The sequence below is a fragment of the Sporosarcina sp. P37 genome (assembly GCF_002109365.1).
Taxonomy (GTDB): Bacteria; Bacillota; Bacilli; order Bacillales_A; family Planococcaceae; genus Sporosarcina.
The window spans coordinates 2723401-2738124 of sequence record NZ_CP015349.1 but is presented as its reverse complement, the minus strand read 5'-3'; the positions used below and the strand labels follow the sequence as shown (position 1 = coordinate 2738124).

The following is a 14724-nucleotide window of genomic DNA, read 5'->3' as shown; positions in this document are numbered from 1 at the left end:
AAAGTATACTCTTTTGGAGATATTATTCAAGTAAACACTTGAATGGAAAAGAATTGGATTCACAATATAGCTAAAACAACTTGCCATGTAATTTTTCAACTTGATCTTTTAATTGTTTATTTTCGTAAAGTCATGATTTTGAAACATAGAGAATATAATTTCTCACTCAATTTTAGAGTACAATTTAAGCTAAGGTTGGGTGGCATAACTTATAGTTTCGAATCTAACACAATATAAATATGTTAGATTTGCAAAAAAGGGCAGGATCGGTTCTTTGGGGAGTGGAGCTAATCGAGTTTCTTGTTCAACTAGCGGGGCAGGTTAGTTCAACAAGATAAATTTAATATTATACTTGACCGCGTACCTTAGTACGCGGTTTATAATGTTTATAGGGGTGAGTTATATGAGTTACAGAATTAGTGTATTTGCAAAAAAATGCGATGTAAATAAAGAGACGATTAGATATTACGAACAAAGAGCATTATTAAAAGAGCCTTCCCGAACGAATGAAGGTTATAGGATATATTCAGATGATGATGTTAAGCGTGTAAAATTTATCAAAAGAACACAAGACCTTGGCTTTTCATTGAATGAAATCTATAAATTGCTTGGAGTTGTTGATAATGATGAAGTTCGTTGCAAAAATATATTTGAATTTGTATCAAAAAAGGAAATAGAAATTCAGGAACAAATTGCAGATTTAAAGCGTATTGAGTCAATGTTAAGGGACTTAAAAAGTCGATGTCCAGATCAAAAAGCATTACATCAATGTCCAATTATTGAAACGGTAATCTTTGATTGAATATCACCCTTGATTTTATAAATATAAGGAGGAATAAATAGTGAAAAAATATCGGGTTAAAATCATTGGAATGACTTGCACGGGCTGTGAAGAGCATGTTGCTGTTGCTCTTGAAAACATGGGTGCAAAAGAGATTGAAGTGGATTTTCGTCGCGAGGAAGCTGTATTTGAACTTCCGAATGACGTGGAGGTGGAAATAGCGAAAAAGGCAATTTCTGATGCCGAATACCAGCCTGGAGAGACAGAAGAAGTACAACAACAAGAAACGGTGCAACTTGGAGATGAAGGCGATTATGATTATGACTACATTATCATTGGTTCTGGTGGAGCATCCTTTTCATCTGCCATTGAAGCCGCGAAATACGGAGCGAACGTGGCAATCATCGAACGTGGCACAGTGGGTGGAACATGCGTGAACATCGGATGTGTTCCTTCAAAGACGCTGTTAAGAGCTGGAGAAATCAATCATATAGCAAAAAACAATCCGTTTGTGGGATTGCACACGTCAGCAGGCAATGTCGATTTGACTCCATTAATTAAGCAGAAAAACGATTTGGTGACGGATCTTCGAAACTCGAAATATGTTGATTTAATTGATGACTATGGCTTTAAATTAATAAAAGGTGAAGCGAAATTCGTGGATGAAAAAACCGTCGAAGTGAATGGCATGCAGTTATCAGCCAAACGATTTTTAATCGCGACAGGTGCTTCACCAGCTGTACCAAAGATTCCTGGAATAGAAGAGGTAGATTATTTAACAAGTACATCATTACTTGAATTAAAACAGGTTCCAAAACGTCTTACAGTCATTGGTTCAGGTTATATCGGTATGGAATTGGGACAACTATTCCATCATTTGGGTTCAGAAGTAACGCTGATGCAAAGAAGTCCACGACTATTAAAGGAATACGATCCTGAAGTTTCAGAAGCAATCACGCAAGCATTAACAGAACAAGGGATTAATTTAGTAACAGGGGCAACTTTTGATCGTGTTGAACAAGATGGCGAGATAAAAAAGGTTTATGTAACGGTAGATGGCAGGACAAAAGTCGTTGAATCAGACCAGTTACTTGTTGCGACGGGAAGAAAACCAAATACGACGACTTTGAATTTAGAGGTAGCTGGTGTTGAAGTAGGCTCGCGTGGTGAAATTATGATCGATGAGTATTCAAAAACAACGAATTCAAGCATCTATGCAGCAGGAGATGTGACGCTTGGTCCTCAATTTGTATATGTGGCAGCTTATCAAGGTGGAATTGCAGCAGGAAATGCCATCGGAGGACTGAATAAAAAGCTGAATTTAGAAGTGGTTCCAGGGGTTACGTTTACAGCTCCAGCGATTGCAACCGTTGGTGTAACGGAGCAACAAGCAAAAGAGAAAGGCTATGAAGTGAAAACATCCGTCTTGCCTTTAGATGCCGTTCCGAGAGCTTTGGTTAATCGAGAAACAACAGGTGTTTTTAAATTAGTGGCAGACGCAAAAACAATGAAGATATTAGGGGCTCATGTGGTAGCAGAAAATGCAGGAGAAGTAATTTATGCGGTGACACTGGCTGTCAAATTCGGTTTAACCGTGGAGGACCTCCGAGAAACCATGGCTCCATATTTAACAATGGCAGAAGGATTAAAATTAGCTGCCCTTACGTTTGATAAAGATGTATCAAAACTATCTTGTTGTGCAGGTTAAACCTTCATTTATGTGGTGTTATATGAATCAAATGTCTTAGGAGGTTTTTATGAATTATTGTGAAAAGATGAGAGAAATGATTGGGAATTCCCCATTAATCATCGTCCGACCAAGTGTAGCGATCATCAATCAATCAGAAGATATTTTATTGTATCGCTACATAGGCGGAACATGGGGCATTCCTGGTGGCATATTGCAGTTAAATGAGTCTGTTGAGGAATGTATTAAACGAACTGTACAAGAAGATGTTGGTATCACGTTAAATACATTACAGTTATTTGGTGTCTATTCAGGCAAAGAATTAATTAATCGTGTCGAGGAAATTGGATCAGTATCAGACTGTTGCAATTGGCTATCTATGCTCAGAATTTGAAGGAGAACTAACTCCTGATGAGAATCAAGCAATTGAAGCTCAATTTTTTAAATTAGACCAATTACCTTCAGAAACCGATCCTTTTATTAAGAACAAATTACTTGAACTAAAAGGGCAACTTGAAAAAAAGAATACTCCTTGTTGAACTAACGCGTCCTTAGTTGAACAATCGGCCATCTTTACATAGCAGTTTTTCCCTGTTGGTGATGGAGTTAAACAGCTCTTCCTTTTTTATTTGCAATCTGAATCTAACATAGCGTGTGTTACAATTTGCTTAAGTTAGATTGGGGTTTGTGCGTTAAAATGCGTGAGGTATGGAATTAAAATAAAGTTTGCTCAATTTATAGCTATTATCTTCAGCAATCGGGCGCGCGCGACAAGTTCTGTGATAAATGCCTTTGGCATGAAACCACAGGGAATTTATAATACAAATTTCAACTTTACAACAGAAGATAGGAATGAGGAAACCATGTATTCCGAAACTATCTCACCGATACTCCTGCGTGCATCATGAGTGACAGTTCATGGGGTTCGAAGCTCAGGTAGAGTCGGCAGAATGAAGGCTAGAGCCATTCGTTAGAAAAGGTATGCCAACGGATATGCCGGGTGGCTGAAAAACTAGATAGGGTGAGAATGTTCCAGTCTAAAGGAACTGACAAATTTCTGAAGGTACGGGTCTACAGTTTGAACATAGTGAAAGCTATGGCCCATCCAACGATGGGGTGAGTGGTGTGGAGTAAAAGTGCGCCCTCTGAAATACGCTATACCGAACAAAGGCGGTATCCAGCTCACAGGCTTACAGGAAACACCTACGTCTAGAACGGAAAGCTACGTTGTAAGGGACTTGGAAAGCCAAGGAACGTTGAAATAAGGACTGTCATCTAAAACGGTTGCTATAAGGCGCAAGCCGAAATGCATTTATCCTTGTGAGGGTAGGGGCACGACTGATGAATCTTCTGTAATGGAAATGGAGGAACAGCCCCAAGTCTATCCATGAGAACGATTATTTTCTTCACGTGAATGACACCGATCGGGTAAGAATGTGGGAACATCACTCATTTGGAGGGATGCCACAGTGTCAACTTTGAGATATTGGGATTACTACAATATGACGGGAATCTTCACGGATTTATACGAAAGAGCTAGTCAACAGGATACGTTCAGTCGTCTTTACGAGACGGTGACTTCAAGAGAGAACATTCTCTTAGCTTTTCGAACGATTAAATCTAATAAAGGGTCAAAGACCCCTGGTACTGATGGGAAAACCATCAAAGATATTAAAGAGCTTTCGGAAAATGAATTGGTGAAAACCATTCAAACAAAACTAGAAAACTACCGACCTAAGAAAGTCCGAAGAGTATGGATTGAAAAGGAGAACGGTCAATACCGACCTCTTGGAATTCCATGTATTCTTGACCGCGTCATTCAACAGTGTTTTAAACAGGTTCTAGAGCCAATAGCTGAAGTCCATTTCTACAAACACAGCTATGGATTTAGACCATTAAGGTCTACTCATCATGCCATGGCTAGAGTACAACATTTAGTCAATACTGCTCATTTGCATTATATTGTGGATGTTGACATTAAAGGGTTTTTCGATAATGTGAATCATAAACTTCTAATCAAACAATTATGGAACTTAGGCATTCAGGATAGAAAAATATTGGCTTGTATATCCAAAATGCTGAAAGCCGAGATTGATAAAGAAGGCGTCCCATCTAAAGGTGTTCCTCAAGGTGGAATTTTATCGACTTTATTATCGAACGTGGTGCTCAATGACCTTGACCAGTGGGTTGCGGGTCAGTGGGAATTATTCCCTCTTTCGAAAAACTATAAAACAAGAGAAGGTAAAGTGGGCGCTAAGAAGCGTACCGCTTTAAAAGAAGGATATCTTGTCCGTTACGCAGATGATTTTAAAATTCTTTGCCGAGATGGGAAAACAGCTCATAAGTGGTATCACGCAGTAAAGTTGTATCTCAAAGAGCGTTTAAAACTAGATATTTCACCTGAAAAGTCACAAATTGTGAACTTGCGGAAAAGAAAGTCTGAATTCTTAGGTTTTACAATAAAAGCGAATAAGAAAAGAAATAAAAGGGTTGCCCATACGGGCGTTAAAAAGAAAAAGCGGGAGAAACTCAAAGAACAAGCAAAAGTCCATATCTTACGGATAAAAGCCTCCCCAACCACTCAAAATGCTTTACGCTTTAATAGTTTTGTTTTAGGGATTCACAATTATTTTAAGGGAGCTACACATGTCAATCTAGAATTCTCACGTCTTGCTTACGATTTACAAGCCTTTCTGTATAACCGCCTTCGTCCTGTAGGGAAATACGGACGCCCAATCAGACCGAGTACTACTTATAAGAAGTACTTTAGCACAAGGTCTAAAACATTTGAGATTGCGGGGGTTCATCTTTTTCCCATTGGAGATGTACGGACAGTAAATACGATGAATTTTAGTCCGACATTATCACTCTTTACGGAGGAAGGCAGAAAGAAAATTTACGATAAATTAAAGCCGGATGTTCGTTTGGAAATTAGTAATATAATGAAGGCTGTTCTTCCCAACCGAACGGTTGAATACATGGATAATCGCATTAGTCGCTTCAGTATGAAGATGGGGAAATGTGAACTTACAGGTTGGAATTTAACTGCTAGTGAAGTTCATTGCCATCATTATAGACCCAAACATCTTGGAGGAACGGATGAGTTTCGAAATCTCCGTATTCTTCATAAAGATATCCACCGATTAGTTCATCTTATAGATACAGAAATCATCACATCTGAAATAAGGAAATTTGGTTTTACTTCTTCAATGATTAAGAAACTAAACCAATACCGAATGGAATGTGGGCTTGAAACGGTAGTATAATCTCACGTCAAAATGGAACGAAGAACTTATAATCAAGTATCCATCGATAGATGGAACGCAAAGTGCAAGGAAACTTGCACGCTTTGTGTGGAGCGGGGGAAAAGCTGGAGATGATTTCAAAGGCTTACCTATCGCAAACGATTGTTGTAAATATCAACAGCAGAAAATGATCAAAATTTATTATAAAAATTAAACATTATTTCACAAAGACTTACCCCGTTTTGATCAATTTCTTTTTCAAAACGGGTTCTTTTAATTTTCCGTAAAATATGGGTTCACTTGTTGTTTTTAATCATACTTTATTCCAAAGCTACACTTATTAGCAAAACTAATTCTTAGTAACAAACCCCTGATTTAACAGTAACTCTTATGGAAATGCTAGTTACTCTAACAATTACTTAGTAACCGACATTTCTACACACGTGACACATTGATAAATCCCGGATGGCCTGCTTTTTCCCCGGTCATCATCTTTTTCACCAGTCACCCCGAGAATATCCCCTCATTTTGATTCAAGATATAGATCTTAAAGTAATTTTCAGAATCATTTTCGGTCATCTTGCAGTACGTTAATAGGCAGGCTAAAAAGACAAAAATTATATATGCCCATTATACCTTTTTAGCTTTTTACTAAATGTATTATTAACAATCATTATAAGTTTCAACAGTATTACCATCCCCTATTCAACCAAATAGACAAGTGTGATTTAGTTTGGTATTATATTAATAGATCGATTCAAAGGCGATCAGTTACGGTAAAGTAAACCGCTTGTGTTTTGCAAGATAAAAGTGCAGAAGAATGCAAAGTAAAATACATAAGCTTGCCAGCCTTCATTTCAGTATTATTTTTGACGTGATAAAGCGTTTGTTACTCTAAAACTATCTCCCGTAAAATTCAATATATGGGCATGATGTATCACCCGATCTACTAATGCTGCAGTCAATCTAGAATCGCTAAAAACGCGATTCCACTGACTAAATTCCAAGTTTGATGTGATGATTAAACTTTTTTGTTCGTACCAGTCAGAAATCAGCTGAAAGAGGAGTTCTGCCCCTTCCTTATTGAATGGTATGTACCCCATTTCATCCAATATGATAAGGTCTACGTTTTTAAAACGCGCTCTAAACTGCGTTGACTTTCCCTCCTGCCAGGATTTCTCCAATGCTTCTGCTAGATCTGAAACCCGGTAAAATCGTACTTCAAGCCCTCTTTTACACGCATCATAACCAATGGCCGTAGCTAAGTGAGTCTTTCCTGTACCGGGCGCACCGGTTAGAATGACATTCTCTTTGCGCCTGATGAAACTTAACGTACATAATTCTTGCGAATCAATATGAGAGGGAAAATGAATCTGTTCATTCCATTGAAATGCCGAAAGGGACTTCTTTTGCAGAAATCTTGCTTTCTTAATCAATCTCTCGGCTTTCGTTTCTTCCCGTAACTGCAGCTCTTTTTTTAATAAAGCTTCAAGAAATTGAGCAGAATTTTCAAATGGGATATCTGAATAAACATCATGCACGTGCGCTAAGCGCAATGCTTTGCACATGGTCTGTAAATCTTGGGTCATTTCCCCTCACCTTCAATCTGAGGAGCACTCTGAAGCTGATCATACTTGCTCCAATCAATGTTATAGGGATGCGCATCTGGCTCTTTTAACTCGTCCGATTGACCACTTAAGAGTTCGTAGAATTGATTATTGATTTCATTCATTTCATACGTAGCTAAAAGCCCGATAATCCATTGAATACGCTCTTTGCGAATCGAAAGATTAGAGATGTTTAGATATTCAAAGAGTCGACCAGGTAAATAAGCTGAATAACGTGAATAGCTTACTGCCCGTGGTTTACTCAACCATGCTTTCAAGATGGATTGCCAAGGAATCTCGCGATTCTTATGCATATAGGGTCGGTTGTCTTGATATAACGGCTCTCCGTGAGGAGACACCACCTTAAAGCGATCCCAGTACTTCACTACGGATAATTGACTGTAATTATATCCTTTTGGAACATACACCTTCGTTTTATCTAACGTGATTTCTCCATACTTATTCGCTTTTGTTTTCTCCTCTTTGAATACTGGATATTCTTCTTCAGGTAATGCTAAAAGATATTGATGCTCCTCCTCCAGTAACTCTTGTAACGGAACTTGCTTCTTATAGTGAATACGTTGTCGATCTGTCGTTAGTTGCTCTTGCAGTAGCTTTGTCAAGTGGTCTAAGTCCTCTATAACAGGGGCCGGAGTGATAAAGTTATATCGAACATATCCCACCTTATTTTCTACATTTCCTTTTTCGTGACCAGAATATGGATTACAGGCTTGTGGTTCAAATCCATAATGAGTGGCGAACTGTAAAAATTCTTGGGTAAAAGCAGCCTCTTCATTTCTATTCCTTGGTTTCACCACTGCAGTTTTCATGTTATCAATACGGATTGTTCTTGGAATACCACCAAGTTGATCGAAGATAAGTTTCATACCGTGTAAAAGACACTCTTGATTTTCTGCTGGCAATGGGATGGCAAATGCACTGTTACTAAAAGGAAGCGTCATAACCAAACAATGAACATCTCGGTATTTTCCATCCTGCACAGCTTGCATCAATCCGAAATCTAATTGTGCCTCAGCAGGGGGATGGATGAGTCTCTCATAGCTTTTGTCTTTCGTTTCATCCTCCAGGTCTTCTCTTCCTTCACGCCATTCTTGAATATAGTTTGAAACAGTCCGATAGGACCCCTCGAATCCCATCTCTTGCAAGGCCTTAAAAATTCCTTTATTAGTTCTTCTATCTTTTCTTTTAAGCTTCTGATCTTCCCAAAGCCAATCTCCAACAATTTCTCCCCATTTTTCTCTATACATCATTCCCGATCTTTTTCTCTTTGCTTCTTTAGGTAATAGATCACCATCAGCATACTTTTTAGCAGTTCTCCAATTAATTCCTAAGGTTTTAGATATCTTGTTGATAGATAATGATTTCTGATTTCTCATTAGTTTGATACAATTAATTTCAGGCATTGTCAGCATTCCTTTCAACCTCCACTGGTTTTGATTCGACACCAATACAGTAGAGAAGTTTGAAGAGGCTGGCAAGCCTTTTTTTATTGAAACTTACGTTGCAATGTTATGTACTTTTTCATTTCAAAACTATGTACTTCTATTTTGCACTAAACACCGCTTTTTGCTCACAGGCTTAAAGGCGGTTTCTTTATATATAACTAGGTTTTAATATAGTAACGAATTTGAACATAAAAACTAAAGTAAGCCTTCTGATGTTTTATATCAGAAGGCTTATTTATTTTGACATAAACAGTGTTCGTTCCCCCATATTTATTTTAGCGTTTGTACCCCGAAATATAGGTTACGATATTACTCCCTTATCGTAACCTATATGATAAAATGGAGTTATTTAGCGAGCAAATAAATTATTGCAAAGGAGCGGTTCAATGGAGCAAAATGGGAATGTCGTGTATACAGCAGATTTTGAAAACAGAAAACGCCATGCAACTCAGGAACAAAAGATCTTAGAAATCAAAAATTATATCCCGGATGGATATCAAAGCGACATTCGTATGTACCAGAAATACTGCGAAGACACCCAACAGGCAGAAAATCCGGACTCTCTCCTCGATTACTTGTTTGTTTCAATAACAGAGGAAGGCGTAAAGAAAAATACCTGGGAGAAAAGAGTAGTTTCTTTACGAAAATATTTCATTATTAAAAAAGGCATCCAGTTTGATGAGGCGATTCAAACCCGAATTTCTCACACACGTAAACTGTATCGTGAAGAAGGTCGGGAACGTTTGGTAAGGGAAACAGGGAAAGCCCCGGTCGATATAGAAGATTTGCTGCATATCATAGAGCGGCTCGACTTAAGAGCAAAAGCGATCTGTTTGGTGAACCTAGATACTGCAAATCGACCGAATGAAATGGTGAATCTACAAGTCCAGGATTTTCATTTGGATGGTAGGTATGTGAGTGTTTATCTGCGAAAACAGGATAGATGGCACAACAAGCGTTTGCAGCCGGAGACCGTACAAGCAATCCAAGCATACGTCAAAGAGTATGGATTGCAACCCGAAGATCACTTTGTGGGAAGCCGGAGAAAAAACGGGATATTTACAGGCGTTAGAATATCTGAAACTGCCTACCGAAAACAGTTGAAGAAATGGACGGGTTACACTCCCTATAATTTTCGGAAAACAATGGTCGCGTTCATGCACTCGTCTGGGGCTGATCTTTCCACAATTGCTAAACAGACCGGACATCAGTCGCTTGAAACATTAGATAAACATTACCTGACTGTGGCGGATATCACGGTAGATAAATTCATGTGCTACAAAAAATAATAATTATTACTACAGGTGAAATGAGGTTGTCGTGTGGGAACAGAATTGCTGAAAGAGATTAAAGACGTTTTGTCTACTTTTCCTGAATATTGGGAGGACGAGTTATTACTGAAAACAAAAGTCATTGAAGACATGAGGGAATATCGTGCCGACTTGATCGAAACTTTGTTTTCAAATGAAAAGGTTAAGGAAGCCTATTCTATCAAAATTAGAGACGGCTTGTTGTTCAAAGTAGACGAATTTATAGCAATGCTTCGCTTTAAAAATTATTGGGAGAACAGCTACACTCGGTTTAGCAATGAAATCGGACTTGCGAGCGAAGGCAAATATTTACGCTATGATTCTGATGTCGTTTTGGAATTTCCCTTCAAGGACTGTGTTCTTGAAGGAGGAATGACAAAAGAGGATGTCGGAAAGAAAGAAGTTTATTATCATAATGTGCTGGCAAGAGAAGAAATCGATATAATGCTGTCGCCAAAAGTGCTAACAAACATAAAGAAACATGATAAACATGGAGAGCATGAAGTCACTAACATTGATGACAATGATAATCTGATTGTTAAGGGAAATAACCTTATAGCCTTACATTCTTTAAAAGAGCGGTATGCTGGGAAAGTAAAGTTGATATACATTGACCCGCCTTATAATACAGGCGGTGATAGTTTTAAATATAACGATCGCTTTAATCATTCAACTTGGTTGATCTTCATGAAAAATAGACTGGAAATCGCTTGTGAATTTCTGGAGGATGGTGGGTCCATATGGATAAATATTGATGACAATGAGGCCCATTATTTAAAAGTAATGATGGATAGCATTCTCCCTAATGGATTCGTGGCAGATGTCATATGGCAAAAAAGAACTTCCCCAGATGCAAGAGCCACCATAGGTGATGCACATGATCACATTCTGGTATACACAAACAATAAAGAGGCTTTTAAAGTAAATCCTCTCCCTTTGTCCGATGAACAAAGAGCAAGATTTAAGAATCCTGACGACGATCCAAGGGGCCCTTGGGTTTCGACTGATTTTACCGCGCAAGGTTATAGACCGAATCAGATGTATAAGATCATTACACCAGCAGGAAAAGAGTACACCCCATCTCCGGGTAATTGTTGGAAGAGAATTGAATCTGAATATATTAAATTGAAAGAGGAGGGAAGGATGTGGTTTGGCAAGAATGGTGATGCCATGCCGAGAAGGAAAACTTATTTATCTGAATCTCCGGGTGTGGTTGCATGGACCTGGTGGCCGAATAAAGAAGTTGGTCATAATCAGGAAGCAAAAAAAGAATCTATTGCTCTGTTCGGGAAGAACAATCCCTTTTCAACTCCAAAGCCAGAGAGGTTGTTACAGAGAATAATAATGCTATGCACTGACGAGAGAGATATAGTCATGGATTTCTTTGCAGGAAGCGGCACAACAGCAGCAGTAGCACATAAACTCAATAGACATTATATTAGTATTGAACAAATGACTTATGAAATAGACTATACTTCCGAAAGAATGAAGAAAGTCATAGAAGGAGAGCAAGGTGGCATTTCGAGAGAAGTCAGTTGGAAAGGTGGCGGGAGTTTTATCTATGCAGAATTACAGGAGCTCAATATGAAATACATCAGCATGATTCAAGATTCGACTAAGGACGCCGATTTAAAGATTGTTATGAGAAACATGAATGAATCTGCCTATCTTAACTTTAAAACAGACATACAGAAAGCCACAAACAAAAATAGCGGTTTTCAAGAATTGTCTTTCGATGAAAAAAAACGGCTCTTGATTAACGTATTAGATGCGAACCAACTCTATCTGAGCTATTCCGAGATAGATGATGCCAAGTTTGAGGTGCCTGAATCTATCAAGGCATTTAATCGTTCTTTCTATGCAAAGGACGGTGAGAACGAGTGAGTCGAGAAATTCTTCACGCCCAGATCGAAGACGAGTTCAGTAGAATATTCGTAACGCCGCCGGACATCCCCCAATATGTACCCGATAACCTGAACCATGAATTGCGTCTCTATCAAGAACAGGCATTACGTCATTTCATGTTCACACAGCAGTCGGATGCGGCGGATATCGCATTCAATCACCAACTGTTTCATATGGCCACGGGTTCGGGAAAAACGTTGGTGCTTGCCGCTTCTATTCTGTATCTATATAAAGAGCATGGCTACCGAAATTTCCTATTCTTCGCTGACAGCGATGCCATCGTGAAGAAGACAATAGACAACCTGACAAATAGTGCCTCGCCAAAGTACCTGTTCAATCCGTTGGGCATCGTTATCGAAGGGGAAACTGTCCAAATCAAAACTGTTGATGTGTTCCCACATCAACCTGCATCGAACACAATCTATCTGCAAGTAACAAGCATTCAAAAATTACACGGAAACCTTGACGAGCCGAAAGAGAACGGACTAACCTATGTCACACTCGAAGACCTGAACATCGTGATGCTTGCAGACGAAGCTCACCATTATTTCGCAGAGACAAGGCGCAATCAGAAAAGGGTTTCCAAGCAGGAAGCCGAAGCTCGTTCCTGGGAGCGGACAATCGAGAGGTTGCTGTCTTTAAATCCTAAGAACCGGCTTTTGGGTTTTAGTGCTACCTTCAATCTTGATAATGAATTGTTATTCGAAAAACTACAAAACCGGATTGTCTACCAATATGATCTAACACGTTTTATGGGATCAGGCTATTCTAAGAACGTAGTACTATTGCAGGCGAATGAGGACGACCAACAGAAAATCCTTAATGCTGTTCTTCTAAGTCAATACCGTAAATACATCGCGAGGGACAACGGAATTGACTTGAAGCCTATCATCCTATTCAAGTCGAATACGATTGCGAAGTCGCTTGCAACCAACCATGTATTCACCGACATGATCGAGAACTTGACGACGCGGCAACTTGAAGAAGCAATAGATAAAGGAATAAGTTTATACGCCAGTACGAAAAGTATTTTGGGGAAAATGTTCAACTACTACAAAGGATTGGAACTGGCCACTCTCATTCGTGATTTGCAATGGGACTTTGCGGATGAAACAATATTGAATGCGAACGATTCAAAATTTCTGTCAGAAGAAAACACACTGCTGCTAAACACGCTCGAAGAACAGGACAACCCTATTCGAACCATATTTGCAGTTGCTAAACTAAACGAGGGATGGGATGTGCTCAACCTGTTCGATATAGTACGGATCAGTGAGGGCGCAAGCAAGACTCGCAACACGACCGACAGCGAAGCGCAACTGATTGGACGGGGTGCGCGGTACTATCCCTTTATCTATGAAGGAGAAAAATCGTATCAACGACGGTTTGACATGGCAGACAGCGATTTGAAAGTAATTGAGATGCTACATTACCATACAATCAACGAGAATGCCTATATCCAGAATCTGTACAAGTCGTTAGAAGCCGCTAAGATTCAAATCAAGGAAGATGGCAGCACTCGACTTGAAGCTAAAATCAAATCGAAATTTAAGCTGACTGATTTATATAAGTATGGAAAAATCTATATTAACCGTGTGATTTCTACTACTCCTGACGAATACCAGGCATTTGAGGACTACAATGTATCTTCTGACTTCGAAATGGATTACGAAACCACCGTGGAAAAAGTATATGGAACTAACCGTGAAGTGATGAGTTCAAGGACACATGTAATAGAAATGACAGTAGATCGACGCCTACTGCAAAAAGCAATTCAACGCAATCCTTTCTACCATTTTTGCAATTTAAAAAAGTATATCCCAAGTATTTCGAGCATTGATGAATTTATAGAGAATGAGAATTTTCTTGGCGGCTTGAAAATCACATTGATTGTTCCTATTGGACTAACTGCTAAAGATCTAACGCCTACTGAAAAACTAAAGACAGTTGAAAAATTTCTGTCTCAGGCAGCCAACAGCATTCGATTAAACTATATGAAGTTAAAAGGAACACCAGTCTTTTATGGCGTACAATTTTCAGAACTTATCAAGGATTATTACGTAGAGGTCAACCAAGTCCGTGGTAGGGTTAATACGATGCATGAGGTTGTTCAGGAACGAACTATGCGGGACCTAGATTGGTATATCTATGATAAAGCAATCGTCAACGGTCTTGAACGAGACTTAATTGATTTTATTAACAATTATATAGAGACTCTGCAGGAGAAATATGAAGAAGTTTACCTCATTCGTAATGAGCGAAAAGTTCGGGTGACAGAAATTGGTGGTATCAGGGGTTTCATGCCGGATTTCTTGCTCTATCTGAAAGATGAAAATTTTACTTACCAAGTGTTCCTGGAGCCTAAGAATAGTAAATTACATGAAGCGGATCAGTGGAAGGAGAACTTTCTATTGGAGTTAACCACTAGGGATGATATAGAAGTGTTGAGCGAAAATGAAAATATGCGTCTTATTGGAATTAAGTTTTATTCAGACGATGAAGAAAAAAGACGTAATTTTAAAGAGGACTTTAAAGAGAAGTTGATTGATCTTCCATCGACTTAATACCCCCACACCCCCAATAAGCCCCTAGAGTATGATTGTTGCTAAATGATGCGGGGACATAGAGTAATCCCATAAGCCCACATTACCCCCAGTATTTCAATTGGGGGTAACGGGGACTAGTGTTCTTTTCGTTGCCCCCGCTTTATCCAGCATTGTAAA

9 protein-coding genes are annotated in these 14724 nt (G+C 38.9%); 7 read left to right on the top strand and 2 right to left on the bottom strand.

Annotated features, from left to right (window positions below):
- Positions 1–403 precede the first annotated feature (403 nt).
- The 4 genes from merR to ltrA all read left to right on the top strand — a co-directional run bounded on the left by merR (position 404) and on the right by ltrA (position 5734).
- Positions 404–802 carry a mercury resistance transcriptional regulator MerR gene (gene merR, locus SporoP37_RS13680; protein WP_085431255.1) on the top strand — a complete coding sequence of 133 codons (399 nt, stop codon included), beginning with the start codon at positions 404–406 and terminating at the stop codon, positions 800–802.
- 70 nt (positions 803–872) lie between these two features.
- Complete coding sequence (gene merA / locus SporoP37_RS13675; RefSeq protein WP_443028619.1) at positions 873–2489, top strand: mercury(II) reductase; 1617 nt, start codon at positions 873–875, stop codon at positions 2487–2489.
- Positions 2490–2538: 49 nt separating this feature from the next.
- A complete protein-coding gene (locus SporoP37_RS13670; RefSeq protein WP_232329771.1) occupies positions 2539–2862 on the top strand; it encodes an NUDIX domain-containing protein in 324 nt (107 codons plus the stop codon).
- 1075 nt (positions 2863–3937) lie between these two features.
- Positions 3938–5734: a group II intron reverse transcriptase/maturase gene (ltrA, locus tag SporoP37_RS13665; RefSeq protein WP_198160031.1), complete on the top strand. Its 1797-nt coding sequence runs from the start codon at positions 3938–3940 to the stop codon at positions 5732–5734.
- An 842-nt stretch (positions 5735–6576) separates the two neighbouring features.
- Here ltrA and istB read toward each other — a convergent pair.
- Together istB and istA are read right to left on the bottom strand one after the other, a co-directional pair.
- Positions 6577–7302: an IS21-like element helper ATPase IstB gene (istB, locus tag SporoP37_RS13660; RefSeq protein ID WP_085430033.1), complete on the bottom strand. Its 726-nt coding sequence runs from the start codon at positions 7300–7302 to the stop codon at positions 6577–6579.
- Positions 7299–8717: an IS21 family transposase gene (gene istA / locus SporoP37_RS13655; RefSeq protein ID WP_335696860.1), complete on the bottom strand. Its 1419-nt coding sequence runs from the start codon at positions 8715–8717 to the stop codon at positions 7299–7301. The genes istB and istA overlap by 4 nt, the downstream gene beginning before the upstream one ends.
- A 455-nt stretch (positions 8718–9172) precedes the next feature.
- Here istA and SporoP37_RS13650 point away from each other — a divergent pair, with 455 nt between their 5' ends.
- From SporoP37_RS13650 to SporoP37_RS13640, 3 genes are read left to right on the top strand one after another with little or no spacing between them, the layout of a single operon-like run.
- On the top strand, positions 9173–10075 hold the full coding sequence (locus SporoP37_RS13650) for a tyrosine-type recombinase/integrase (RefSeq protein WP_085431253.1): 903 nt from the start codon (positions 9173–9175) through the stop codon (positions 10073–10075).
- Between the two features lie 33 nt (positions 10076–10108).
- Positions 10109–11980 (top strand): site-specific DNA-methyltransferase, encoded by a 1872-nt coding sequence (locus SporoP37_RS13645; protein ID WP_085431252.1) that lies wholly within the window; start codon positions 10109–10111, stop codon positions 11978–11980.
- Positions 11977–14565 (top strand): DEAD/DEAH box helicase family protein, encoded by a 2589-nt coding sequence (locus SporoP37_RS13640; protein ID WP_085431251.1) that lies wholly within the window; start codon positions 11977–11979, stop codon positions 14563–14565. Before SporoP37_RS13645 ends, SporoP37_RS13640 begins: the two co-directional genes overlap by 4 nt.
- The last annotated feature ends 159 nt before the right edge of the window (positions 14566–14724 follow it).